General features: G+C 38.9%; 22 protein-coding genes. 17 read left to right on the plus strand and 5 right to left on the minus strand.

The window, feature by feature from the left end; all coding sequences use genetic code 11:
• The first annotated feature begins 188 nt into the window (after window positions 1-188).
• Window positions 189-1,172 carry an IS110 family transposase gene (locus L656_RS0110135; protein WP_024599096.1) on the plus strand — a complete coding sequence of 328 codons (984 nt, stop codon included), beginning with the start codon at window positions 189-191 and terminating at the stop codon, window positions 1,170-1,172.
• A 221-nt stretch (window positions 1,173-1,393) separates the two neighbouring features.
• Here L656_RS0110135 and yejK read toward each other — a convergent pair whose 3' ends face one another.
• Complete coding sequence (yejK, locus tag L656_RS0110140; RefSeq protein ID WP_024599121.1) at window positions 1,394-2,410, minus strand: nucleoid-associated protein YejK; 1,017 nt, start codon at window positions 2,408-2,410, stop codon at window positions 1,394-1,396.
• Between the two features lie 62 nt (window positions 2,411-2,472).
• On the opposite strand from yejK, the gene L656_RS0110145 reads away from it, so the two are divergent.
• From L656_RS0110145 to L656_RS0110175, 7 genes are all read left to right on the plus strand, one after another.
• Window positions 2,473-2,685, plus strand: coding sequence for a DUF1414 domain-containing protein (locus L656_RS0110145; RefSeq protein WP_007375276.1), 213 nt, complete (start codon window positions 2,473-2,475; stop codon window positions 2,683-2,685).
• 5 nt (window positions 2,686-2,690) lie between these two features.
• Window positions 2,691-4,187, plus strand: a complete 1,497-nt coding sequence (locus tag L656_RS0110150) for a DUF3413 domain-containing protein (protein ID WP_007585701.1) — start codon at window positions 2,691-2,693, stop codon at window positions 4,185-4,187.
• Between the two features lie 86 nt (window positions 4,188-4,273).
• Window positions 4,274-4,753 carry a hypothetical protein gene (locus L656_RS0110155; RefSeq protein WP_024599122.1) on the plus strand — a complete coding sequence of 160 codons (480 nt, stop codon included), beginning with the start codon at window positions 4,274-4,276 and terminating at the stop codon, window positions 4,751-4,753.
• 103 nt (window positions 4,754-4,856) lie between these two features.
• Window positions 4,857-6,575 (plus strand): bifunctional isocitrate dehydrogenase kinase/phosphatase, encoded by a 1,719-nt coding sequence (aceK, locus tag L656_RS0110160; RefSeq protein WP_024599123.1) that lies wholly within the window; start codon window positions 4,857-4,859, stop codon window positions 6,573-6,575.
• 19 nt (window positions 6,576-6,594) lie between these two features.
• Window positions 6,595-7,533, plus strand: a complete 939-nt coding sequence (locus tag L656_RS0110165; protein ID WP_002961484.1) for a LysR family transcriptional regulator — start codon at window positions 6,595-6,597, stop codon at window positions 7,531-7,533.
• A gap of 177 nt (window positions 7,534-7,710) precedes the next feature.
• Complete coding sequence (locus tag L656_RS0110170; RefSeq protein ID WP_024599124.1) at window positions 7,711-8,154, plus strand: ferritin-like domain-containing protein; 444 nt, start codon at window positions 7,711-7,713, stop codon at window positions 8,152-8,154.
• 312 nt (window positions 8,155-8,466) lie between these two features.
• Window positions 8,467-8,859 carry an ExbD/TolR family protein gene (locus L656_RS0110175; protein ID WP_024599125.1) on the plus strand — a complete coding sequence of 131 codons (393 nt, stop codon included), beginning with the start codon at window positions 8,467-8,469 and terminating at the stop codon, window positions 8,857-8,859.
• Window positions 8,860-8,931: 72 nt separating this feature from the next.
• Here the strand turns inward: L656_RS0110175 and L656_RS0110180 are convergent, their stop codons facing one another.
• Genes L656_RS0110180 through L656_RS0110190 form a run of 3 tightly spaced genes read right to left on the minus strand, consistent with a single transcriptional unit; the run spans window position 8,932 to window position 13,619 of the window.
• Complete coding sequence (locus L656_RS0110180; RefSeq protein WP_024599126.1) at window positions 8,932-11,967, minus strand: TonB-dependent receptor plug domain-containing protein; 3,036 nt, start codon at window positions 11,965-11,967, stop codon at window positions 8,932-8,934.
• A 9-nt stretch (window positions 11,968-11,976) separates the two neighbouring features.
• Entirely contained in the window at window positions 11,977-13,056 is a 1,080-nt protein-coding gene (locus L656_RS0110185) for a FecR family protein (RefSeq protein WP_024599127.1), read from the minus strand.
• Window positions 13,053-13,619, minus strand: coding sequence for an RNA polymerase sigma factor (locus L656_RS0110190; protein WP_024599128.1), 567 nt, complete (start codon window positions 13,617-13,619; stop codon window positions 13,053-13,055). The genes L656_RS0110185 and L656_RS0110190 overlap by 4 nt, the downstream gene beginning before the upstream one ends.
• 374 nt (window positions 13,620-13,993) lie before the next feature.
• On the opposite strand from L656_RS0110190, the gene L656_RS0110195 reads away from it, so the two are divergent.
• Window positions 13,994-14,509 carry a DUF2937 family protein gene (locus L656_RS0110195; protein ID WP_024599129.1) on the plus strand — a complete coding sequence of 172 codons (516 nt, stop codon included), beginning with the start codon at window positions 13,994-13,996 and terminating at the stop codon, window positions 14,507-14,509.
• Here L656_RS0110195 and L656_RS0110200 read toward each other — a convergent pair.
• Window positions 14,489-15,376: a LysR family transcriptional regulator gene (locus tag L656_RS0110200; RefSeq protein ID WP_024599130.1), complete on the minus strand. Its 888-nt coding sequence runs from the start codon at window positions 15,374-15,376 to the stop codon at window positions 14,489-14,491. The genes L656_RS0110195 and L656_RS0110200 overlap by 21 nt on opposite strands.
• Before the next feature lie 122 nt (window positions 15,377-15,498).
• On the opposite strand from L656_RS0110200, the gene L656_RS0110205 reads away from it, so the two are divergent.
• The 8 genes from L656_RS0110205 (at window position 15,499) to L656_RS0110240 (ending at window position 24,391) form a co-directional block, all read left to right on the plus strand.
• Complete coding sequence (locus tag L656_RS0110205) at window positions 15,499-16,149, plus strand: peroxiredoxin-like family protein (protein WP_024599131.1); 651 nt, start codon at window positions 15,499-15,501, stop codon at window positions 16,147-16,149.
• Window positions 16,149-16,916 carry a haloacid dehalogenase type II gene (locus tag L656_RS0110210; RefSeq protein ID WP_024599132.1) on the plus strand — a complete coding sequence of 256 codons (768 nt, stop codon included), beginning with the start codon at window positions 16,149-16,151 and terminating at the stop codon, window positions 16,914-16,916. The genes L656_RS0110205 and L656_RS0110210 overlap by 1 nt, the downstream gene beginning before the upstream one ends.
• 220 nt (window positions 16,917-17,136) lie before the next feature.
• Complete coding sequence (locus L656_RS0110215) at window positions 17,137-17,745, plus strand: PilZ domain-containing protein (RefSeq protein WP_007585675.1); 609 nt, start codon at window positions 17,137-17,139, stop codon at window positions 17,743-17,745.
• Between the two features lie 57 nt (window positions 17,746-17,802).
• Window positions 17,803-18,858, plus strand: coding sequence for an agmatine deiminase family protein (locus L656_RS0110220; protein WP_024599133.1), 1,056 nt, complete (start codon window positions 17,803-17,805; stop codon window positions 18,856-18,858).
• A complete protein-coding gene (locus tag L656_RS0110225) occupies window positions 18,855-19,748 on the plus strand; it encodes a carbon-nitrogen hydrolase (protein ID WP_024599134.1) in 894 nt (297 codons plus the stop codon). The genes L656_RS0110220 and L656_RS0110225 overlap by 4 nt, the downstream gene beginning before the upstream one ends.
• A 59-nt stretch (window positions 19,749-19,807) precedes the next feature.
• Window positions 19,808-23,281, plus strand: coding sequence for a transcription-repair coupling factor (gene mfd, locus L656_RS0110230; protein ID WP_024599135.1), 3,474 nt, complete (start codon window positions 19,808-19,810; stop codon window positions 23,279-23,281).
• On the plus strand, window positions 23,281-24,117 hold the full coding sequence (locus L656_RS0110235) for a peptidoglycan binding protein CsiV (RefSeq protein ID WP_024599136.1): 837 nt from the start codon (window positions 23,281-23,283) through the stop codon (window positions 24,115-24,117). Before mfd ends, L656_RS0110235 begins: the two co-directional genes overlap by 1 nt.
• 19 nt (window positions 24,118-24,136) lie before the next feature.
• Window positions 24,137-24,391 (plus strand): lipoprotein, encoded by a 255-nt coding sequence (locus L656_RS0110240; RefSeq protein WP_024599137.1) that lies wholly within the window; start codon window positions 24,137-24,139, stop codon window positions 24,389-24,391.
• Window positions 24,392-24,399 lie beyond the last annotated feature (8 nt).

Genomic DNA, 24,399 nt, shown 5'->3' on the forward strand with positions numbered 1-24,399 from the left:
CCTTGTATCTCTCATTGATTAATGATTAGCTATCATTTATCACATCGAAGTCAGTGAGCTTGCCTTTACGCCTAGTATTTAATACTGCGCCGTAGATAAAGCCCTGACTTTCTATTCTCACAAACTGAATGGTATCCAAGCACACTTTTTTTAAGTAGATGCTGTATGTACAAGGGGAGTAAGTAGAGATGATGTTTATCGGCATTGATATTAGTAAAGAGAAGATTGATTTATCGTGGTTGAGAGACCAGCTTACAAACAAAATTAAAACAAAAGTCTTTAAAAACAAGCATCAAGACTTTTTAGCAATAGAAAAATGGCTTTTAAATACAACTAAAAGCGCTGCTAATGAGCTCGTTATCACCCTCGAACCAACGGGTGTTTATCATGAAGCACTGATGTATTTTTTACACGAGCAAGGCTTTAATATTATTTTAGCGAATCCCGGTAAAGCTAAAAAGTATGCAGACGCTTTAAACATAATTCATAAAACAGACAAATCTGATGCAACGATGCTTGCTCATTACGGCTGTGCTAAGCACGCAGTCGTTAGTTATTGGCAACCTGATGCATTAGAAGTTAGAGAGCTTAAAGCCCTTATCCGTCGTTTAGATGCGCTTGAGAGTAACCGACAACGAGAAGCTAACCGATTAGAAGCAAGTGAATTCAGCAACGTTTCCGCGCGTGTTTGCCAATCGATAAAAGTAACTATCGCGTTTTTAGATGACGAAATTAAACAGCTTAAATCTGACATTGATAACCACATAGATAATGAACCTGATTTAAAAAGAAACAGGAAACTACTTGAGTCTATCCCTGGCATAGGGCCCGTATTATCGAGAGAGCTGACGTATTTATTTGCGGCTAAAAAATTTAATAAAGCCAAAGAAGCGGCGGCTTATTGTGGATTAATTCCACGGCATAATGAATCGGGTAAATTAAAAGGGCGAACATCAATCAGTAAACTTGGGCCAGCCAGAATTCGATGTAAACTTTATATGGCGGCCATTGTTGCAGGGCAATGGAATAAAACAATAAAACGACATAAGTTAACGTTAATAAATAATGGTAAAACACCGATGCAAGCTGTGTGTGCAAATATGCGAAAGCTCATTCATATATGTTTTGGTGTAATAAAAAACCAAGAAGCGTTTAAGCTCCAAGAAAGTTAAATACGACCTTGAAGCTTAAAATGAGAGATGGTATCTACAGCCGAAATTTAACACCGTGAATAAGATTAGCTTGTGTTTCTCACTTACTCTTCTTTCACTTCTCTTTGTGAAATAGATCTTTAAGTGGCTCTGTTCCGATTCAATGAATTTCGATACCAGTAAAAAAAAGCGCAATATAAATATCGCGCTCTTGAATCAACTTTCAACTCGCTCAAATGAGTTTACTCTTTTTCATTTTCCATAAAACGTTGTAGCTGATCTTTTAAGTTTGGCGGAATACCTTTAATCACTAGTGTATCGGTTGCTTCGTTGTACGTTACGCGCTCACCTAAGTGTTTACGTTCAAAACTGACACTTACACCACCACCAAGACCTGAAAACTTAACCATACTGGTTACTGTTTTTTTATCAACGGGGAAAGTTTCTTCCAAGTCATAGCTTTGCTCTTTGCAAAAACTATCAAACGGGCTGTCATCGCCTTTTGTAAGCGTTGCAGATAGATCGCTCACACTTGCATCTTCGCCTGTGGTTACGCAATCATTACAGTAATCAAATACTTGTTTACGTAAATCGTCTTTTTCTGATTTATCAAACTGTTGCTCTGATAAATAATCCTCTACTGCGCTAAGCATTACTTGGCTTTGCTGTTTTGAATCAATACCCTCTTCACAGCCTAAAAAGTCTAAGAAAAAGTCAGCAACTTTACGACCCGCACGTCCTTTGATAAACGAAATATAACGATTATCTTCTGCTTGCGTATCCCACGCTGTTAAATCGATACGAGCAGCGAGTTGCATGCGAGATATGTCTAAATGGCGAGAAGCCGCTAAATCAAGCTCAGACGTCATAGAGTAATGCTCTTTAATGTTAATCATCGCAATTAACATGTAATCGGTAGCAACATACTGATAATGACAAAATACTAAATAGCCTGTTTCACTAAATGCATACTTATCAAGTTCTTCTTTTAAAACCGTTGAGGCTTGCTCGGTCATATGCCAAAAGCCTAGCTCATCGTTACGGTAGCTTTGCATTGCAGATGCTACAACACTGTTTTTATCACCACTGAAAGCACAGTAACCTTTACCTGGCTTACCATTGTATGCATGATGTAATTGTTCGATAAAAACGGCTACTTTATCGTTAATTACCATCTCATCATTTCGAAGGTGAATTTGCGTATCGCCGTCTTTTTTGTCTACATAATGAACGACTAATTTTTTAACGTCTGTTGTCATCTTTGTTTTTCACGCCTCTAGTGTTAAAATACGAGAATATAACTATTTTATTGAACCAACTGATGCCAATCTTATCAAAATACTCTAATGAAGAAGTAGAACAAATCGTCGATCAGCTTATTGATGTGCTAACTAAACACAATGCGCCGGTAGATTTAAGCCTTATGTGTTTAGGAAATTCTATCACGCATATCTTAAAAGAGCATGTACCAACAGGGAAAAGACAAGCCGTAACTGAGAACTTTGCAAAAGCTCTATCACAGTCGGTTAAATAAACTCTATGAATTTATCGCAGCACAATCAGTTTTCATCAAAAGCGAGTCAGCTATTAAGCTGGGGCCATTGGTTTACTTTTGCCAATATTGGCTTGGCGCTATTTATTAGCTTAAGCTACTTATTTGCCGACTCGCCACCAACAAGCTTTATGGGCATTACTTATATGCTAGTAACGTGGTTAAGCCACACTAGTTTTATCGCCTTTTTAGCGTTTGTGCTGACGGTATTTCCGCTTAGTTTAATATTCCCCTACCCACGACATATACGAGGCATGGCGGCTGTTATAGCCACACTAGGCGCTTCACTGCTTACCCTTGATGCTTATGTTTACGTTAATTTGGGTTATCATCTAAGTATATCTGCCTTACCTGAGATTATTTCTCTACTGTGGCATCGTTTAACCAGTTCACCTGCTTTAACAACCATTTTAGCCAGTGGGATTGTATTACTTATTTTAGGCTTTCAGCTACTTGTGAGTAATTACACATGGCAACACCTTGAGCGCTTAAAACAATATAAATTTGCACGTTACGCAATTTCATTTTTAATAGTGTGTTTTTCACTTAGTCACAGTATTCATATTTGGGCCGACGCAAATTTAAACTTTGACGTAACGAAGCAAGATAATGTACTACCACTGTCATACCCTACTACCGCTAAAAGTTTATTGGCTAAAAATGACCTGCTTGATATAGAAAGCTATAAGCAAGCACATAACGTAAAAATTAATAACCAAAACATTAGTTATCAAATGCCAAGCCCGCTTGATAAGTGTGAAGACTACACACAAGCCAATGTAGATATTTTTGTATTTGAAACCCAGCAACAACTCGCTAAATTTGTTGCCGATAATAAAAACTTACACAAAACAGAGCAGTTTTTACAGCCAACTAATCACGACGATATGCTATTTAGCTTAGTGTATGGTTTGCCAGCTTTTTATAAAGCAGCAATTTTAAGAGATCAAACTCTTCCCGCATGGCAAAGTCAGCGCCGCAGCATTGAAGTAACCGGCGTGGAAGAACTTAGTTTTATAAATGATCAAGCACATAGTTCTAGCGCAATTAGAGTTATTAAAAGTAGCGATAACGCCGTTGTACGAGATGATAAAACACAGGTTTTTGCTTTTAGTCTTGCCAATAACAAGCAAGAAGTAGTAACAACATCAACTTTATATAGCTCCGACAAACGTATTTCTAAAGTAGATGGACTTATTCAACCTAGCGATTTAATTGCAACAAGTGTTGGCCAATATTTAAATTGTAAAGCCATTGCTAAGCAAACAATGCTGGGCGTTAATTTATACAAGAAAAAAGATGATATGGGCGTTAACTACTCTCAGGGTGTCGTTATAGCCTATAAAAAAGATAGGATTACCTTAATAGATTCAGATGGTAACTTTAAAAACATTTCCGCCGCTGAAGGTTTTTCTATTGAACAAGGTTTAGATATACCATTTTTAGTACAGAGTATTAAAAAGCTCAAAACCTTTACCCAATAACAGTTATCCTAACCTAGCTTGATATACCACCAAGCTAGGTTATAGTTTTATATTGTTGTTAGATATAAAAACCAAGGATGACATGTATGTTTAAAACTTCTCGTTATATTCTCCATTCTAGCTTTTTACTTATCAGTTTTTTTAGCTTTAGCGATACCACTTACTACAAATGTGTAACAGAAAAAGGCACAATCTTCTCTCAACTGCCGTGTGACGACGAAGCAACGACTTATAAAGTTAACACAACGGGTAATCAGTATTCAGGTCCTAAGGTTGACTACACTAAACAACTAAACGAACTTGAGCGTGAAAGGCTTCTATCTGGCTTACAGGCAGAGCTTCGCAGTAATAACCATAAACTAACAATACTTGATCGTAATAAAGAGCGTGCTGAATATAAACAACAAGAACGGTTAAATCATATTCTAGCCATTGATGATAAAAAGCGTATTACCAAAGACATTACTATAAAATTAAAAATAATTAATAAAGAGTACAAAAAAGATGTATTGATTATTACTAAACAAATTAAAATTCTCGAAAAAAAGATAGCTCAATACAAATAAATCACTCTTAATTAGCAAGTAATATTTATCTTGGTTTTAAACTTAAAATAACATACCCTTAACACAATAGAGTATAAGCTCTAGGGACTATTAAGGAGTGCAAATGCAGCCTCGCCATATTGCTGAATTAATTTTAACGGGTTTTAAAAGGCACTATCAGCTATTTCAAAAAACAACGGCCAAAGCCCCTCTCGCCTTTGCAAAAAAAGATTGGCAAGCAATTAATGATATCAGCCGTTTGCGTATCAGCTATTATGATGATCGTGTTAACGAAACCACACAAGCGCTAAAAAAAGAAACCCCAACAGAGCAATTAGATGAAAGCCTATGGCTCGAAGTTAAAAAGATATATCAGCATTTTTTATGTTTCCACCCTCAAGCAGAACTCGCCGAAACCTTTTATAACTCTGTATTTTGCCGGCTGTACCATAGGCGCTATTTTCATAATGACTTTATATTTGTAGAAGCAACTTTGAAAGATGCTCCTTCAGTACCTGTTGAGGCCGAATATAGGACATACTTTCCAGTAGTTGATGGCCTAAAGCCAACAATAAAGCGCATTATTAATCATTTTGATTTTAAAGCCCCATTTGTAAATTTAGAGCGTGATATTCGCCTTCTTGTTAAAGCATTTTATAAACAAGCCCCCGATACACATCATCAACCTTGGCAAATGCGCTTTGATATTTTACACACACCTTTTTATCGTAATAAAGCAGCTTATATTGTTGGTCGTGTTGTTTCAAAAAGTGGGGTTCAGCCTTTTATAATCGCCGTGTTACACGATGAAGATAACGGATTATATTTAGATGCACTTTTAACTAAATCATCTCAAATGCGTGTCATTTTTGGCTTTGCCCGTGCCTACTTTATGGTAGAGACTCATGCACCTTCAGCACTTGTCCGGTTTTTGAATCAGCTTATGCCAAACAAAACACTTGCTGAGCTCTATAACGCAGTGGGTTTTCATAAGCAGGGTAAAACTGAGTTTTATCGAGAGTTTTTAAATCACTTATCTCACTCTAGTGATGAGTTTACAATTGCACCGGGTACTCCCGGTATGGTGATGATGGTATTTACCCTTCCCTCATTTGGTTATGTTTTTAAAGTAATAAAAGACAAATTTGGTGAAAGTAAGCCCTTCGGCCGTGATACCGTATTAAAGCGTTATCAACTAGTAAAAAACCATGATCGCGTTGGCAGAATGGCCGATACCATAGAGTATTCTAACGTCGTATTTCCTTTGGCGCGTTTTGATAGTAATTTACTTGCGCAATTACATAAAACAATTGGCTCATCAATGGTAATTGAAGGCGAATGGTTGATCATCAAGCATTTATATATTGAACGGCGCATGACACCACTCAATTTATTTTTAGAAAATGCTGATGAAGAAAGTGCCGCAGACGCGATTGAAGAATACGGGCAAGCTCTAAAAGAAATGATTGCCGTTAATATATTTCCTGGCGATATGCTCTTAAAAAACTTTGGTGTAAGTAAGCACAAACGTATTATTTTTTACGATTACGATGAAGTTCAATATCTAACCGATATGAACTTTAGAGCATTACCAAAAGCAAAGAGCTATGACGACTATCTAATGGATGGACAAAGTTACTCTGTTGCACCACAGGACGTATTTCCTGAGCAGCTTTGTACATTTGTAATGCCAAACCCTATGTATAAGAAGTTTTTACTCAGCACTCATCCTGAGCTTATAGATGTTAGCTTTTGGAAGCAGGCACAACAAAATATAAAAAATGGTCAGGTAAGTCATATTTACCCATACCCGACAGCACAGCGCTTTATTCACCACTGGTAAGCGCTAAAGGACACACACAATGAATATAAGTAAAATAGATTTAAATTTACTCGTTTACCTCGATACATTGCTTCGAGAATGCAACGTAACACGCGCTGCTAATCAATTGAGTATAACGCAACCTGCAATGAGTAATGGCCTTAAACGTCTTCGTAACTTATTTAACGACCCTATTTTAGTTCGTACCAGCGATGGTATGGTGCCTACCGAGCGTGCTTTGGAGTTACAACCCGTTATTCGTGGCATATTAATGACCCTTGAAGAAACTCTAGCTCCTAATCGAGAATTTGAGGCAAGCCAAAGTAAGCGTGTGTTTAGAATAATGGCCAGTGATTACGCTGCAAGTACATTAGCACCAAAGCTTTTAAGTAAATTGCACGAAGAAGCCCCCGATACTACTTTAGATATACTCACACCAAGTGATGTCACCTTTCATGATGTAGAAAACGGTAAAGTAGATATGGCAATCAACCGTTTTGAAAACTTACCTCAGTCTTTTCATCATAAACGTATTTGGAAAGATAGTTTTTGCTGCTTAGTAAAAGCCGATAATCCTATAATTGAAAACTTTAGTCTCGACAGCTATTTAAAAGCGCGCCATATATGGGTAAGCAAAACAGGTTTTGGTGTAGGTGTAGGCATGGACCCTAAAGATGTGCAAAAACTTGGCTGGGTTGACGAAGCACTTGCTCACTTTGGTAAGCATCGTAATATTGCCACTTTTACGCGTAACTACCATGTGGCAATTCATTTAGCTAAAGAGAAAAATTTGATTGCGACCCTTCCTTCAAAAGCCGCAAATATATATTTAGATGATCCGGGGCTTAAAATTTTAGAGCCACCATTTCCAATTCCTCCTTTTGAGCTTGATATGATTTGGAGCCCACTGTTACATCGCGATGCGAGTCACATTTGGTTACGTCAAAAAGTAGCTGAAGTAGCTGAAGAGCTAAAATAACTTTATTACACAATATAATGTAAAAATTGCTAGGTTAATTTTCTGCCTGTTAACTTAGCATCTTACTAAAACAAAATTAAACCAATAAAATCAAATAACTACATAACTATTGAAACGTGGAACATACATTGCTTTTATTAAATTGAACTATACATTCATTTAATTAAAGAGGTCATTATGAACACCCATCAAGGATCAGAAGTAAATCATATTACTGACATCATTCAAGTTATGAACAGCGGCATAGATTTTTATCAAAAGGCGCAGGGAAAAGTTGAAGACCCTGCTATTGGTGCACTTTTTCAGCGTATGATAGATGCCCGAAAAGTGAGTGTTGAGCGCTTGCAGCCATATGCAATTAATGAAAAAGGCGAACGTGAAGATGGCTCATCTTTCGCAGTTGAAGCACGACGTGCGTACACAGCCCTATTGACTACTTTCACCTCACACAACGACAGCACGTATGTAAAAGAGCTCGAAGAGGTAGAAGATAAAACCCTTGAAGAAATTAAAGCAGCAATGGATAAACCGCAACCAGCTGACTGCGAAGCTGCACTGGCTAAAACATTATTAACAATGCAAAGCTGCCATGCAGAAATGAGCCGTATGCAAAAGCATTAAGCTGACATAGCGCATAACTAGAACCCAGCCTCGAGCTGGGTTTTTTATTGCCTCTAATACCAATCTACATAGTTTTTTAAGCAATTTAACAAATTGCATTACATTATAACGATGCTAAATAGACCCATATTTAAGCAGATCAGTATAAACACCACCTTATTTCACCACATTTTAATACATAATTAGTACAAATATTTAATGTTATTAGAATATTTATTTAACCACGCTTTATTTTTGCTGTGCTAATTTTGTTAATAGGTACCTAAAACCTTGCTGTGGCGCCGCAGCATTTAATTAAAAATAAGGTCCAATATGAAAAAACTAACCAAACTACAAAATAATGCTGATGTAGATATGACCCCGATGTTAGACATAGTGTTCATATTACTAATTTTCTTTATTGTAACTACATCTTTTGTAAAACCTGTGGCTATTGAATTAAACCGACCACTCGACAGCCCTCAAATAGATAAGCCTGTTAAAAATGCTTTATTTAGAATTGATGAAAGTAACGGAGTATATTTTTCAGGGAGGTTAATTGATTTAGAGCAAGTTACGTCTAATTTAGCGATGTTCGCGGCTAAATATGAAATAAGTTCGGTACTTATAACCGCAGACGAAAACAGTACACATAATACTTTAATGAGTGTAATGAATAATATTAAGCAATACGATGATTATTCAATAAGTTTGATTTCTAAATAAAATGAGCCCAAGCTAAAACAAAAAAAGGGCCTTACGGCCCTTTGAGTTAAATAACGAAAGGGAGGTTATTAATTAAAAACGGTATTCTGCACCTACGTAGTAGTAAGCACCGTTAAATCCAAATGGAGCCGAGCGACGTGAGTAGTCAAACACACCTGAGCTACTTATTACTGTGTTGCCACTAGCATCCACAATAGTACCTGAGCGAGAGTTACCTATTTCGTTTTTATCTGGGTAAACGTCAAACAAGTTATTTGCACCAATGTTTACCGACAAATCTTCAGTAACGAAGTAGTTAACTTTAACGTCAGTTAAAATTTCTGCGCCATACGTTTGACGTCCACCATCTTCTACTGTGTACTCACCAAAGCGATTAAGTGACAGGTTAACTGTCCAATCATCACGTTGATAAAGTGCACTTAAGTTAATACGATCCTCTGGTTGCCACTCTTCTATAATAGAGATATCTTCCGCTGAAAATATATCATCTACACTTACTGTCTCAAGGCTTGAGCCAGCAGGAGAAAATAACGATACAACATCTGTTTTAGTGAAGTTAGCTGCAAGTGTAAAATCAAGCGTACCGCCTAAACCTTCAGTGTTCCACGTTGCTACAAAATCAACACCACGAGTTTCAGTATCAGCACCATTTAAGAAAAACTGCCCTACGCCAGCCCCCGCACTATTTAATGCAGCATCAAGGCTTGTAGATAAACCTTTACCTAAGCGGTCACTAATTACAATACGGTCGTCAATATCAATTGAATAGTAATCAACGGTTACATTAATATTATCTGTAACGTTATACACAATACCTAAACTACGGTTTTGTGATTTTTCTTCTTTAAGCTTTGGAATACCTAAGCTTTGCGCAAGTGTTGAATCATTTCTAAATGTACCAACCTCTTCTGCAACTAAGTTACCATTAGTATCAACAACAAATTGCGTACTTACATTATTAAAGTAAAGCTGTTGCATTGAAGGTGCTCTAAAACCTGAGCTTAATGCACCACGTAGTGAAATATCGTCGGTTACAGACCAGTTACCAGCAAGCTTAAAGTTTACTGTATCACCAAAGCCTTTGTAGTTATCGTAGCGAAGTGCACCCGATAAAATTACATCTTCAATCACATAAGCTTCTGCATCTACATAAAATGAGATTACATCACGCGACTCATCAACTGATGACGCAGGAGACGAACCACCAAAACCTTGTGAACCACCTGATGCATCTTCAGAGCCAACACCACCACTTAAGCCGTTATAAATACTTACACCGTTGGTCGTATCGTAATCGCGGTATGCATATTCACTACCTTCTAAAATACGGTATTCGTCAGTACGAATTTCAGCACCCATCGCTAACGAATAATCATCAAAGTTTTGCGTAAAATCAATGTTGATTGTTTGCAGTGATAATTCCATGCCGTAAGCGTACGCTTCACGTGGGATAGTTGTACGAATATCAGCTGCACTCAAACCTTGGTCATAACGTAAAAAGTTAGCGTATGAGGCATTAATAGTGTCACTTGTCGTATAATCAATGCTGTTTTCACCGTAGGTGTAAGACAAATCAAGACTTGCATCGTTATCAAACTCAGTTTTATAACCAAAGTTGTATGAGATATCGTCGATAGTTGTATTAATTTTTGGTAAGAAACCTAGCGGAATTGTCGCATCGTTATCTTGCAGTACTGGGTTACCACCTGCATTTGCATTATGACGGAAAAATGCAGCCGACTCGTTTTCACGTGTTGAGTAAGTAATAAAGCCGTAAAGCTCGCCATCACCTAATTCATAGCCGGTATTAATTGTTAAACCAAACTGCTGAGAATCAGCATCACCAATTCTGAAGGTATCACGATCGGCTGTCAGCTCACGCGGATCGCCAGCAAGTAAAGTACCGTCACTTAACTCTGTACAACCATAAAACTGACAAGAGCCATGTAAACCTGCACGGTTAGTCGGTGCACGGTCACGGTAATTGATAGTTGTATTTAAATAACCGTCATCACCTAGCGCAAAGCCTTTATTAAAATCAAGGTTAATTGTTTCGCCATCACCTTCTGAATATTGGCCGTAGTTAATAGCCGCTTTACCGCCTTCGCTACCATCTTTAAGTACAATATTAATAACACCAGCAATCGCATCAGAACCATACTGAGCAGCAGCGCCATCACGTAATACTTCAATGCGTTTAATTGCAGAGGCTGGAATTGCATTCATATCAGTACCTGCAGTACCACGCCCAACAGAGCCATTAATATGAATAATACTTGCTTGGTGACGACGTTTGCCGTTAATTAACACCAATGTTTGGTCGGGGCCTAAACCGCGAAGTGTCGCAGGTCTTAAAGCATCAGTACCGTCACTAATTGCAGAGCTTGAAAAGTTAAATGAAGGAGCGATAGACTGTAGCATACGACCAACTTCTGTTTGGCCTGTATTTTCAAGCGCTTCTGCACTTAAGATATCTACTGGAACGGGTAAATCTTCAACTGAACGTCCTGCTACACGGCTACCGACAATAGCAATTTTTTCAATTTTTTCTTGAGCGACTTCTTCTGCTGCGTTCACACCTTGCGAATTAACTGCAAGTAAGGCTGGTAATACTGCTGCACTGACCGCTGAAAGCTTCATCATGTTGTTATCATTCCTGTTGATTTGTTTGAGTTTTATACTCAGTAAACCATTTTGATCAACAACCGCATCGAGCTCTGTCCCACCTAGTAATGCCTCTAGGGCATCTAGTTGAGTGTAAAATCCATAAACTGAATTTGCGTCATACTGCTTTGCCAACTCATAAGAAAACACCACGGTTTGCTCTGTTTGTTTAGCATATTCAATTAAGGCTTTGTCTGCTCGCTGCGCTTTTATATCAAATTGCACCATTTGCCCAGTGGTTTGAGTTGCTGCTTGTACACTCAAGCTAAAAATAGCCGGTGCAAGCACACTAAATCCACTCAATAAATGCGTTTGGTTACTGCGCAACTTATATAAACAGCTGACAAACAAAAATCCTCTATGGCTTTGTCTCTTTTTTTTAATGTTTTTTTTACGTTCAATCTTTATTGATGCAACTTTATCTAACATTAGTCTGATTTGCATAACGTCTACTTATGATTCTGTATGGTGTTTTAGCGTTACTACATGCTCACCTAAACGCTCATGATCAATCGAAAAATTAGTTTGTAAACTTTCTAGTAAACCTTCAACGTCACCCGCTTTAAATACCCCAGCTACTTTAATACTGGCAAGCTCGGCTGAAGAAAGCTCAAAACGTGTCGCGGTATAACGACTTACTTCATTTAAAGCATCGCTTAGCTCTTCTCCGTTAAAAATAAGCATGCCATTTTGCCATGCCAAATCGCGTTGTACGTCGTTCATTGAAAGTTGGGTAATTGGCTTTGTAACACTCTGCTCTATAACTACCTTTTCGCCTGAGGTAACAATGTTGGCATTAATTTGACGAATTTTTTGCGTGCTGTTATCTGCAAGTTGATAATCTTTAAAGTCATTTGCATCAACCGCTACACTAGGGTCGGTGATCATCACTTTGCCTTCGGTAACAACAAGCTCTAAATCTGATGAGGTATTACGCTGTACATTGAACACGGTACCGAGTGCGGTAAAGCTTTTGTCGCCTGCCATAACACTAAACGGACGCGTAGCATCTTTTGCTACATTAAAGCGCCCTTCTCCACGACTAAGTAATAACTGCCTGCGGCCTTTGCTATAAGCAACTTCTAGCAAGCTATTAGTATTAAGCTGCACTATGGTGCCATCTGGCAACACATACGTTGCTTGCTCGCCTACTTTTGTTTTGTAAATTTTAGTGTAATTAACTTTTGCAAGCTCTTGGTTATAGCCATTTTCTAAATTAATTAATAAGTAGCTGCACACCATTAACGCTGCAAATAAACTCGCTGCAATTGAGTAAGAAAACATCCACTTATTTTTTGATGCTTTAGTATTGTTACGCTGAGGAAATAAATGACTTAATTCATTTAATACCGAAAGTTCATCCCAAAGCTGAGCAAGCTCATATATAGAGTCTTGATGGGCGGTGCTTTGCATCATCCATAATTTAAATTGCTCTTTTTCATCATCAGTTAAACCACGATCAATTGCGCTTATCCATTCACATGACTTTTCTAAAATTAAATCTTTTGAATTAAATTGATGAACATTACTCATTCTGCGACCCTCTTAACTGATATAGGGTGTGCTTGAGCTTTAGGATGTATTTGAGAGCTTTGCTCATGTTCACGCATGTACAACATGGTTTGTAATAATCCTTTTGCAATGTGTTTTTCAACAGTGCTTTGGCTTAACTGCATTTGATCTGCGATCTCTTTTTGGCTCATGCCATAAACTTTTTTTAATATAAAGCATTTACGAATTGATGAGTTTAGTTGCTCAGTAGCTCTACAAAAAAGTAAGAAGCGCTCTTTAGATGTGTATTCATCTTCAAGCTTCATTGATTTGAGTAGTACGGGTAATTCGTTATCATTTTCTAACGAATCATTAAATTTGTTGTCCCACTTTGCTATATGGTTTAGTGCTAGGTGTTTTGCTGTTTTAAGCATATAACTGCGGGTAAACTGAATGTCTTGCTTTAAATCAGCTTCATAGCTTTTTACAAAGGTTTCTTGCACAATATCTTCTACATCGTCGGGTTGAACTATGCGCGATACAAAACGTTTGAGCTGTTTAGAAATATCAACAAATGTTGACGTGAACTTTACTTTTTTCGTCATCCTTAACATACACCTGTTGTTATTTTTATTATTAGGGCGTGTTGGCCTTTCGTGGTTGAATTTGCAGCAGTACGTTTGGGATTTAGGCAAGGCAGAGCCTATGTAGTGTGGTTATTCCCCATAAATAGGTGATAACGCAGCATAAATGCCAAACATGCGCTGCCCGTTGGGTTCTTTCTAGGGACGATTAACTCTTTGTTGCTCGGTTTTGACTTAGCCCGCTAGGTTACAAACCTCGCGCCGCGATTAAATCGTACCTAGATTGAACAAATTTCAATCCACAAAGGTCAACACGCCCCATTAGATTACGAGTTTTTGACATAAAAACAAGCTCAAATGTTAATTCTGGGTTATTTAAATGGATAGGAAGATAAATGAGTAAATTTTTAGATTACATCCGACTTAGCTTCTTTGCATTCGGTTTACTACTTGGAGTGCAAATTCCTGCATTTGTAAGCGATTTTGGCCAAGCATTATCAGCCCAATTAATTGAAGCTAAAAATGCCATTGCACCATTTAAAAACGATGCCGCTAAGTATTTTAATAATGATTTAGATAAGCTAATAAAACACTATAAAAATATTGATGATGGGATTGTGAATAAAGGTGCAAGCAATATCAGTACACTTTACACGCGACAACAAGACTTACAAATCGCTGTAAATAGGTTTGCGCAATCTCCATATATTTTTACATTGATCAGTGGCATGAGCGATGTAAAGCAACAAGTGTGGCAACGCTTTGAAGGTCAAATCATTTTAAAAAAAGACTCTATAATAGCCGCCATTATTGCAGCCATTATAATTGCCTTACTTGCCGAGCTTACTGGTTATTTGTTGTTAACTGGAGTAAAACGCTCATTCAAGCGCTTATTCGCAGCTCAAAAATAGTGATTTCATAAAATCATAAAACACATCGGTTTTACGGGTAGTTAAGCTATTTTGCGGACGCAAAAACCAAACTGGGGCATCATCTTGTGCCATTACACCGGGCATAACTTCAACTAAAATGCCATTTTTAATATCTTCATGAATAGCTATCATTGATTTAATTGCAATGCCATGACCCGCAATAGCTGCTTGAGTCATATTATCGGAATTAGAAATGGTAAAGCGTGTTCTCGCATTAAAAGTATGTATTTTACCTTGTTCATCAAAAAGTTTTAATTGGCGCTGCCACGGCAGGCAAACCCAATAGTGTTCGCTTAATTGAGCTAAGCTTTTAGGCATACCATATTTTTTTATGTAGCTAGGAGCTGCGCAAAGTATACGTTTGTTGTTTACTATTTTTCGCGACAGTAAACCGGAATCATTTAATTGCCCTACACGAATTGCCACATCTTGTGCGTCATCAACCACATTTACAAAATGATCCGTAATTAAAAAATCAAGTTTTAGTTCAGGATAGGCCTGCTCTAACTCGTTAAGCCTTGGCATTACGTATTTCGAAAAAATCCAAGGGGGCATAGTCACGCGTAATAAACCACTTACCGATGAGCTACGTGCACCAATACTATGTTCAGCGTCGTGCAATGCCTCAATTATAGCGCCAACTCGCGTATAAAATATTTCACCTGCGGGAGATAACCGTACTCGTCGGCTATCTCTAAAAACAAGTACTGTTGCAAGCTCACGCTCCAATTTACTTAAGCGATGGCTTACCGTTGCAGGCGATAAACGCTGCTCGCGAGCAGCAGCAAGCACTCCTTTATTTTCAACTACTGCTATAAATGTTTCTAGGTCGCTTAAATTATACATAAAGATGCCATTGTGCACTTTTCAATGTTTAATATTTTCGAATGAAGCTTTCAGTTTTGCAATGTTTATTTAAATATGTAAAACACTATAATTGCAAATAGTCTAATTACTGAGGTTCAATCATGAGTTTAAAAGCGCAAATAGATGCCTATAACGTACAAAAAGATGCCAAGTTACCGGCTGACGTTTTAGCATTAATGAACACTACAAACGAAGAGCTTATTGCACAGCATATTAAAGACAATGCGTTGCAAATTGGTCAAAAGGTAGAAAACTTCAGCCTAGCCAACCATAACGGCGAAAACATTGAGCTTGCGGATTTATTAAAAAAAGGTCCGGTAATTATTAGCTTTTATCGTGGTGGCTGGTGTCCATATTGTAATTTAGAGCTAAAAGCACTTAATGACTACTTACCGCAATTTAAAACTCAAAGTGCTCAGTTAGTGGCAATATCACCACAACTGCCTGATGAAACTCTCTCAACTGCACAAAAAAACGACCTTGAATTTGATGTGCTGTCAGATGTCAGTAATAAAGTAGCTGAGCAATTTGGTCTATTGTTTACACTTGATGAACGTATTCAAGCGTTATACACACAATTTGGTATTGATTTTGAACACTACTACGGCGATAAAAGCTTTAAATTGCCGCTACCGGCTACCTATGTGATAAACCAAGAAGGTGTTATTACATATGCATTTTTAAACGAAGACTACACCCTACGCGCAGAACCTACTGATATTATGGCAGCACTTGAATCGGAGAATAACTAATGTCTATTTTAAAATCGTTAAAAACACTGACTCTTTCACTACTTGTAGGCACAAGCCTTGTATCTGGTTATGCAGTCGCTGATGAACCAAAAGAACAAGCAAAGCCCAAAGTGCTTATTTTTGATGTAAACGAAACCCTACTTGATTTAACGTCAATGCGTACCTCTATTGGTAAAGCACTAGGCGGACGTGAAGATTTATTACCACTTTGGTTTTCGACTATGCTGCACCATTCATTAGTAGATACAGTAAGCGGTAGCTATCACGACTTTGGGCAAATTGGGGTGGCGTCACTTCTTATGGTTGCTCAAAATAACAATATTGATATTACTAGTGAACAAGCTAAAACAGCTATTGTTACGCCTCTTTTAACGCTTCCTCCACACAGCGATGTTAAAGAAGGACTGGCAAAACTTAGAGCTCAGGGCTATAAATTAGTAAGCCTTACAAATTCTTCAAACAAAGGTGTAAAGGCACAGTTTGAAAGTGCTGGTTTAATGTCTTACTTTGATGCGCGTTACAGCATTGAAGATATTAAAATTTACAAACCAGACTTACGTGCTTATGAATGGGTACTTAAAAAGCTAAACGTAGCACCAAATGAAGCAATGATGGTTGCAGCCCATGGTTGGGATGTTGCTGGCGCAAAAGAAGCAGGCCTACAAACCACTTTCATTGCACGCCCAGGTAAAGCACTTTACCCATTAGCTAAAAAACCAGATCACGTTGTGAAAGATTTACATGAATTAGCCGCTCTACTTAAATAAGTACGCGCTGATGAATCAATACCCAAGCGGCCAATGTTAGGATGACATTGGCCGCTTTTTTATAACTACCCCTAAATATGTCTTAGTGTAATTATTTTCATAATCAGTATGTTAAAAATTGAATGTAAACAAAGCATTTAGCCCAGTATGAGTTATTTTATCTGCTAGCAATTTAGTACTCACAACGCTACTATTAAATAAATACGTGGTGGAGAACATAATGAATAGTGAAAGATTAGGTGAGTTTGAGCAGTACTTTCAAATCAATGAAAGTATAAGAGTGAATTTATTCGCTGTATCGAACGGACAAGTTCCTAAATCGCAGCTTGAGCTAGAAGACGACATTCCCCCACTATTTAGATTAGCAAATGAAGTAAGTGAACTTGAGCAAAGCTCGTTACGCCCACTGCGTAACCTAGGCGATATAGCACAAGAGCTAGCTACATTTTTACAAGCGCAGTCACGTAAAATAGATTTAATAATGAGCCATATTTTGGCCTCAGAACAAGCGCAAGATAATGCAATTCAATGTGATAGCTATGGCGGTGGCGGTATTCGCTTTACATCACCCGAAGTACACTCAATTGGCCAAGCGTTTAGAACAAAACTATTTTTGCACCACGAAGCCTCTGCGGTTTATTGTTACACCGAAGTTGTAGCAGTAGAAAAACAAGATAGCGAACATTATCAATACACCATGCTCTTTACCGCAATTAGAACCACTGACCAAGAACTGATTGTTAGAGCGAGTTTACATGCTCAAACCCGCCAACTTAAAAAACGTCAAGAACTTGATCAAAACCAGGCCGACCTAAACAGTGATAATTAGCTGACATCTTTATGTAAAATGCTAAACTAGCGTCATCTTAATTAGTATATAAAATTCATGAACTTTAGACTTTTACCAGAATGGGCCGAGCAAGACGCTGTTATGCTTACATGGCCTCATAAAGACACCGATTGGGCTGATAATTTAGCACGTGTAGAACCTGTATATATTGAGCTTGCTAAGCATATAACAACGCAGCAACAGCTTGTGATTGTGGCGCATAATAGTGCCTTAAAAATGCATGTTACAGCATTGCTAAATAGCGCTAACGTCTCCCTTAATCGTGTTCATTTTGTAGTAACACCTACCAACGATACCTGGGCTCGCGATCATGGTCCGCTTACTTGCGCCGCTATTGATTCACCAGAGCAACTAAAAGTATATGATTTTACTTTTAATGGTTGGGGCAATAAATTTGAAAGCGCATTAGATAATCAAATTAATCGTGCTTTGGTAAAAGAGCTAAGTAGCACAAACAACCAATATCAAGCGCTCGATATGGTACTTGAAGGTGGCGGTATTGAAATAAACGAGCATGGTGTGTTGCTAACAACCAGCGAATGTTTGCTTAACAAAAACCGCAACCCAGATTTAAATCCTGCTGACATAGAAGTACTTTTAAAAGATCACTTGGGCGCGACACGTTTTTTATGGGTTGATCATGGCTATTTAGCGGGCGATGACACCGACAGCCACATTGATACTTTAGTGCGTTTTGCGCCAAATAATACCCTTGTATATGTGCAGTGTGATGATAAAACTGATGAGCACTTTAGCGCACTTGATGCAATGGAAAAACAACTAAAAACCTTTAAAACTGCCGATAACACCCCATATACCTTAATTGAGTTACCGTGGCCAAAAGCCGCTTATGACGATGAGCAAACACGCCTACCGGCTACCTACGCTAACTACTTAATTATTAATAATGCTGTGCTTGTGCCAACGTATAATGATGCCAATGATGAACGTGCTCTTGCACAAGTTCAAAAAGCATACCCACAACACACTATTATTGGCGTTAATTGCCAACCAATAATTGAACAATTTGGCAGCCTGCACTGTATTACAATGCAATTACCTCGTGGATTTTTAGCTGGAGCAACACAATGACAAGCCCTGCAAAATTAACCGTTGCATTAGTGCAACAAAGCAATACCGATAACGCTCAGCACAATATGGCAAAATCAATAAGTGCCATTCGTGAAGCAGCTCAAAAAGGTGCAAAACTGGTCGTACTTCAAGAGCTACACCGAAGCCTCTATTTTTGTCAAACCGAAGATGTTGACGTATTTGATTTAGCCGAAACCATTCCAGGCCCTAGCAGTAATGCATTAGGTGAGCTTGCTAAAGAGCTAAGTATTGTAATTGTCGCTTCTTTATTTGAAAAACGCGCTACGGGCCTTTATCACAACACCGCAGTTGTATTAGAACAAGATGGCAGTATTGCGGGTAAATACCGCAAAATGCATATTCCTGATGATCCTGGTTTTTACGAAAAATTTTACTTTACCCCAGGTGATATCGGGTTTGAGCCTATTCAAACCTCGGTGGGTAAATTAGGCGTGCTAGTATGTTGGGATCAATGGTTTCCTGAAGCTGCACGTTTAATGGCAATGGCAGGCGCTGAGGTGTTAATTTACCCTACCGCTATCGGTTGGGATCCTAACGACGACATTGCTGAGCAAACTCGTCAAAAAGACGCGTGGGTTATTAGCCAGCGTGCCCATGCTGTTGCCAATGGTGTACCGGTAATTAGCTGTAACCGTGTCGGCCATGAAAGTGACCCAAGTGCGCAAAGCGATGGTATTGCGTTTTGGGGGAATTCGTTCATTGCAGGCCCACAAGGTGAATTATTAGCAGAAGCTAATAATACTGATGAGCAAATTTTAGTGGTTGAAATTGATCAAAAACGCTCAGAAAACGTAAGACGTATTTGGCCGTTCTTGCGTGATCGACGAATTGATCACTATAAAGACCTAACAAAAATATATCGAGACTAAGTAAACTTAACTCAAGATGGCTCTTACTTGCTAAGAGCCAACTATAAATGGAGTAATAAATGGCGTTTGAGCAATGGGCAGCCTTGCCTTGGGTAAAATCTCATAAAGATAAAATTCAATGGGGCCAGCTAAGCGGAAGTGGTTTAAGTATTGCCATTGCTGAAGGCGTTAAACAGCAAGACAACTTAGTCTTGATTGTTACGCCTGATACACCAAGCGCACTGCGCCTTGAAACAGAGCTAGAATATTTATTACCCGATAACCCAGTAATGGTATTTCCTGATTGGGAAACTCTGCCATACGATCACTTTTCTCCCCATCAAGATATTATTTCAGCCCGGTTAGCCACTTTAAACACCTTAAAAAAAGAACAACAAAGTGTGTTAATTGTACCTGTATCTACCTTAATGTTGCGCACAGCCCCGGCCTCGTTTATTTACGGTTCGACAATAAACTTTAAAGTGGGCGACAAGCTAGACACACATAACTTTCGTGACAATTTAGAGCAAGCCGGTTATCTAAATGTTCAACAAGTAATGGAACATGGCGAATACGCTATACGCGGCTCTATCGTTGACTTATACCCAATGGGTAGCCCGCATCCATTTAGACTCGACTTTTTTGATGATGAGCTCGACACTATTCGCTTATTTGATGTAGAAACGCAGCGTTCTGATGAAAAAGTAGATAAAATTGAGCTACTTCCAGCACATGAATTTCCTACTAACGACGCTGATATTGAACGTTTTAGAATAAGCTACCGTGAAAAATTTGGTGCAAGCTCGCAGCAAGACTCTGTATACATGCAAGTAAGCAAAGGTAACTGGCCTGCCGGTATTGAATACTACATGCCGTTGTTTTTTGAAAAGCTCGCGACTATTTTTGACTACCTGCCAGAAACAACTACCGTTATGCAACTGGGCGATTTAGAGCACGCGGCAGATAACTTTTGGCACGATGTAAATGTACGCTATGAGAACCGCAGAGTTGACCCACTTCGCCCATTACTAGAACCCAATGCGCTTTATCAGCCTATTGAAGAGCTGTTTTCTAATTTAGGCAATTTTGCACGTATTCGTTTATCGCTTGCAAAGCTTGGTACTAAAGCGGGCAATAAAAACTTAAGCGTTAGCGAGCTGCCTGCTATTCGAATTGATCATAAGCAGCATGAACCTTATGGCGCGTTTATAAATTATGTAGCAGAGCAAAAAAAGAAAAAAGGCCGCATATTACTCAGTGTTGAATCCGATGGTCGTCGCGAATCATTACTGAGCATTTTAAAACCAAGCGGTTTAAAATTTAAAGAATTTGAAACACTCGAACAATTTACAAAAAGCGCGAGTGATGTAGGTTTAATAGTAAGCCCGCTTGAACAAAGTGTCGTACTTGGCACTAAACCAAGCCTATCTATTATTACCGAGCAAGAACTGCTAGGTATAAAAGTATCTCAGCGCAGACGCCGTAAGCACAAGTACGAAGCCAGCCAAGATGCACTAATACGTAACTTAGCCGAGCTTAAAGAGGGCCAACCTGTTGTGCATCTCGATCACGGTGTTGGGCGTTACCAAGGTTTGCAAACAATTGATGCTGCAGGTGTAATTACTGAGTTTGTTACGATTACTTACGCAAGTGAAGCTAAACTATACGTGCCAGTGTCGGCGCTGCATATGCTGAGCCGTTACTCTGGTGGCGAAGAAGCTAGCGCCCCGCTGCACAAGCTTGGCTCAGATGCATGGGAAAAAGCAAAAAAACGTGCGGCTGAAAAAGTTCGCGACGTAGCAGCAGAATTACTCGACATTTATGCACAGCGCCAAGCAAAACCCGGTAATAAGTTTACGCTAGACGCCCCTGCATATCGCCAATTTAGCGATAGCTTCCCGTTTGAAGAAACTGACGATCAGCGCAACGCCATAGAAGCGGTATTAGGTGATATGCAATCAAAGCAAGCCATGGACCGCTTAGTATGTGGTGACGTAGGCTTTGGTAAAACAGAAGTGGCCATGCGCGCTGCTTTTGTAGCGGTTAACGATGATAAACAAGTGGCAATTTTAGTGCCTACCACCTTGCTGGCTCAGCAGCACTATGAAAACTTTAAAGACCGTTTTGCTGATTTTCCTATTGAAGTAGGTGTACTTTCGCGCTTTAACTCCACTAAAGAGCAAAAAGATACGCTTGAAAAAATGGCAAACGGTAAGCTCGATATAGTTATTGGTACACATAAACTTATTCAGCAAGATATTAAGTTTAACGATTTAGGCTTACTCATTGTCGATGAAGAACATCGCTTTGGTGTTCGCCAAAAAGAGAAAATTAAAGCTCTGCGTGCCGATGTAGACATACTCACACTAACTGCAACGCCAATACCGCGTACACTTAACATGGCCATGAGCGGCATGCGCGATTTATCAATTATTGCAACGCCACCGGCTAAACGTTTAGCGGTTAAAACCTTTGTACGGCAACGCGATGTAGAACTAATACGCGAAGCCGTACTGCGAGAAATTAAACGCGGTGGCCAAGTTTACTTTTTGCATAACAATGTAGAAACTATTGAGCGTGTTGCACAAGAAATTAGTGAATGGGTGCCGGAAGCAAGCGTAACCTCAGCCCATGGCCAAATGCGCGAGCAAGAGCTTGAGCAAATAATGACTGACTTTTATCATCAAAAATACAACGTGCTTGTATGTACTACGATTATCGAGACCGGTATCGATGTACCTACAGCCAACACCATTATTATGGATAGAGCTGATAAACTTGGCCTTGCGCAATTACACCAATTACGTGGACGAGTTGGCCGAAGCCATCACCAAGCGTATGCCTATTTACTCACAGGTGACCCCAAAGCACTTTCTAAAGATGCGAGTAAACGCTTACAAGCAATCGAATCATTGGAAGATTTAGGCGCGGGTTTTGCCCTCGCTACACACGATCTAGAAATTCGTGGCGCCGGTGAGTTACTTGGCGACGATCAATCAGGTCAAATGCAAACTATAGGCTTTAGTTTGTATATGGAAATGCTCGAGCAGGCCGTAAATGCACTACGTGAAGGTAAAGAGCCAACGCTTGAAAACCTACTTCAAAAACAAACCGAAGTAGATTTAAAACTAGCTGCCCTATTACCTGATGACTACATACACGATGTAAATGCACGTTTAGGCATGTACAAGCGCGTTGCAAGTTGTGCTAACCTTGACGACATGGACGAATTACAGGTAGAACTTATAGACCGTTTTGGTTTACTGCCAGATGCAGCCAAAAACTTGTTCAGCTTGCAGCAGCTTAAAATGCAGGCCAGTAATTTGGGTATAACAAAAATTGAGGCAAACCCAAAAGGTGGTTATTTTGAATTTAGCCAAGATACCAAGGTTAACCCTAGCTTCATCATTGGTTTGATACAAAGTGCGCCTAAGGTGTACAAAATGGATGGCGCAAATAAATTGCGCTTTGCAATTAGTGAAGCTAACGCTCGCGAACGCTTAAAAATGGTCACTGCAATGATTGCAGATTTCGAAAAAAAGGTTAGCCATTAATGTTGCTAAAAAAATCGCTGGTTATTTTATGCTGCTTGTTTAGCAGCACTGCACTTGCAGAACGCTGGTTTGAGGTTGAGGTGCTTGTATTTAAACAGCGCCCAGCTCCGTATTTGCAAGAAGATTTTACACTTAAGCACAAAGCTATTGAGGATAAAAACTCTCTAGATTTAATGACCCCTCTTTATACAGAGCAAGCAATGCAAGCCTGTATAGATGGTGATGAGCGTTTTCAAAAACGCTCTTTTACAGATTCATTAGTTAATTCAAACCCGCAATCGGGTGTATGTGGTGACAGTACAAACTACCTACAAAGCTATGATGAGCTACCTGTTACACCTCTAGCGCCCGCTAAAGATGATATGCAGCAAACTTATTTATTAGCGCCAGAACAGCTGCAATTTAAAGCGCAGTACAGGCAGCTAGATCGCAAAGGATTAACACCTATTCTACATACAGGCTGGCGCTTTGAAGGCGCAAGTAAGTCGCGTGCACCAAGCATGCATTTAATCGCAGGTAAACACCTTAAAAGTGACTCTAACGTAACCCCTAGCTATTCAAACCCTGATTTTGTAAGTTTATTAAATTCACAACCTGAACTATTTAACGACCCGGAGCAATCAAAGGCAGAATGGGAACTAGACGGTTTATTTAAAATACACTTACGACATTATTTATACATTACAGCTAATTTTGATATTAGCCAAAAGCTAGAAAATGGCGATATAGAGTCAGCCCGCTTTTCTCAGTTTAGACGTGTAATAAGTGGTGAAGTACATTACTTTGACCACCCACGAATGGGCATGATTGTCCAAATCAGAAAATTCAAACATTAATACTAAGTAGGATATAACAATGAAAAAACTCCTTATCATCGCAGCTACATTAAGCCTCGCGGCTTGTTCTAAGGTAAGTCTTGAGAGTTACGAGAAAATCAAAGTAGGTATGGATAAGACTGAAGTTGAAACCATTTTAGGCACTGCGGACAACTGTGTTGAAAAAACACTGCATACTAATTGTGTGTGGGGCGACGAAGCAAAAAATATCGAGATCACGCTAGTATCAAACAAAGTAACTTTATATAGTAAACATGGTTTAGCTAATAAATAAATTAAAAA

The sequence above is a fragment of the Pseudoalteromonas sp. TAE56 genome (genome assembly GCF_000497955.1).
Classification (GTDB): Bacteria; Pseudomonadota; Gammaproteobacteria; order Enterobacterales; family Alteromonadaceae; genus Pseudoalteromonas.

What these genes read in the sequence shown, in the direction of transcription:
- L656_RS0110135 (WP_024599096.1), top strand. Translation starts at nt 189, where the DNA reads ATGATGTTTATCGGCATTGATATTAGTAAAGAGAAGATTGATTTATCG.
- yejK (WP_024599121.1), bottom strand. Translation starts at nt 2,410, where the DNA reads ATGACAACAGACGTTAAAAAATTAGTCGTTCATTATGTAGACAAAAAA.
- L656_RS0110145 (WP_007375276.1), top strand. Translation starts at nt 2,473, where the DNA reads ATGCCAATCTTATCAAAATACTCTAATGAAGAAGTAGAACAAATCGTC.
- L656_RS0110150 (WP_007585701.1), top strand. Translation starts at nt 2,691, where the DNA reads ATGAATTTATCGCAGCACAATCAGTTTTCATCAAAAGCGAGTCAGCTA.
- L656_RS0110155 (WP_024599122.1), top strand. Translation starts at nt 4,274, where the DNA reads ATGTTTAAAACTTCTCGTTATATTCTCCATTCTAGCTTTTTACTTATC.
- aceK (WP_024599123.1), top strand. Translation starts at nt 4,857, where the DNA reads ATGCAGCCTCGCCATATTGCTGAATTAATTTTAACGGGTTTTAAAAGG.
- L656_RS0110165 (WP_002961484.1), top strand. Translation starts at nt 6,595, where the DNA reads ATGAATATAAGTAAAATAGATTTAAATTTACTCGTTTACCTCGATACA.
- L656_RS0110170 (WP_024599124.1), top strand. Translation starts at nt 7,711, where the DNA reads ATGAACACCCATCAAGGATCAGAAGTAAATCATATTACTGACATCATT.
- L656_RS0110175 (WP_024599125.1), top strand. Translation starts at nt 8,467, where the DNA reads ATGAAAAAACTAACCAAACTACAAAATAATGCTGATGTAGATATGACC.
- L656_RS0110180 (WP_024599126.1), bottom strand. Translation starts at nt 11,967, where the DNA reads ATGCAAATCAGACTAATGTTAGATAAAGTTGCATCAATAAAGATTGAA.
- L656_RS0110185 (WP_024599127.1), bottom strand. Translation starts at nt 13,056, where the DNA reads ATGAGTAATGTTCATCAATTTAATTCAAAAGATTTAATTTTAGAAAAG.
- L656_RS0110190 (WP_024599128.1), bottom strand. Translation starts at nt 13,619, where the DNA reads ATGACGAAAAAAGTAAAGTTCACGTCAACATTTGTTGATATTTCTAAA.
- L656_RS0110195 (WP_024599129.1), top strand. Translation starts at nt 13,994, where the DNA reads ATGAGTAAATTTTTAGATTACATCCGACTTAGCTTCTTTGCATTCGGT.
- L656_RS0110200 (WP_024599130.1), bottom strand. Translation starts at nt 15,376, where the DNA reads ATGTATAATTTAAGCGACCTAGAAACATTTATAGCAGTAGTTGAAAAT.
- L656_RS0110205 (WP_024599131.1), top strand. Translation starts at nt 15,499, where the DNA reads ATGAGTTTAAAAGCGCAAATAGATGCCTATAACGTACAAAAAGATGCC.
- L656_RS0110210 (WP_024599132.1), top strand. Translation starts at nt 16,149, where the DNA reads ATGTCTATTTTAAAATCGTTAAAAACACTGACTCTTTCACTACTTGTA.
- L656_RS0110215 (WP_007585675.1), top strand. Translation starts at nt 17,137, where the DNA reads ATGAATAGTGAAAGATTAGGTGAGTTTGAGCAGTACTTTCAAATCAAT.
- L656_RS0110220 (WP_024599133.1), top strand. Translation starts at nt 17,803, where the DNA reads ATGAACTTTAGACTTTTACCAGAATGGGCCGAGCAAGACGCTGTTATG.
- L656_RS0110225 (WP_024599134.1), top strand. Translation starts at nt 18,855, where the DNA reads ATGACAAGCCCTGCAAAATTAACCGTTGCATTAGTGCAACAAAGCAAT.
- mfd (WP_024599135.1), top strand. Translation starts at nt 19,808, where the DNA reads ATGGCGTTTGAGCAATGGGCAGCCTTGCCTTGGGTAAAATCTCATAAA.
- L656_RS0110235 (WP_024599136.1), top strand. Translation starts at nt 23,281, where the DNA reads ATGTTGCTAAAAAAATCGCTGGTTATTTTATGCTGCTTGTTTAGCAGC.
- L656_RS0110240 (WP_024599137.1), top strand. Translation starts at nt 24,137, where the DNA reads ATGAAAAAACTCCTTATCATCGCAGCTACATTAAGCCTCGCGGCTTGT.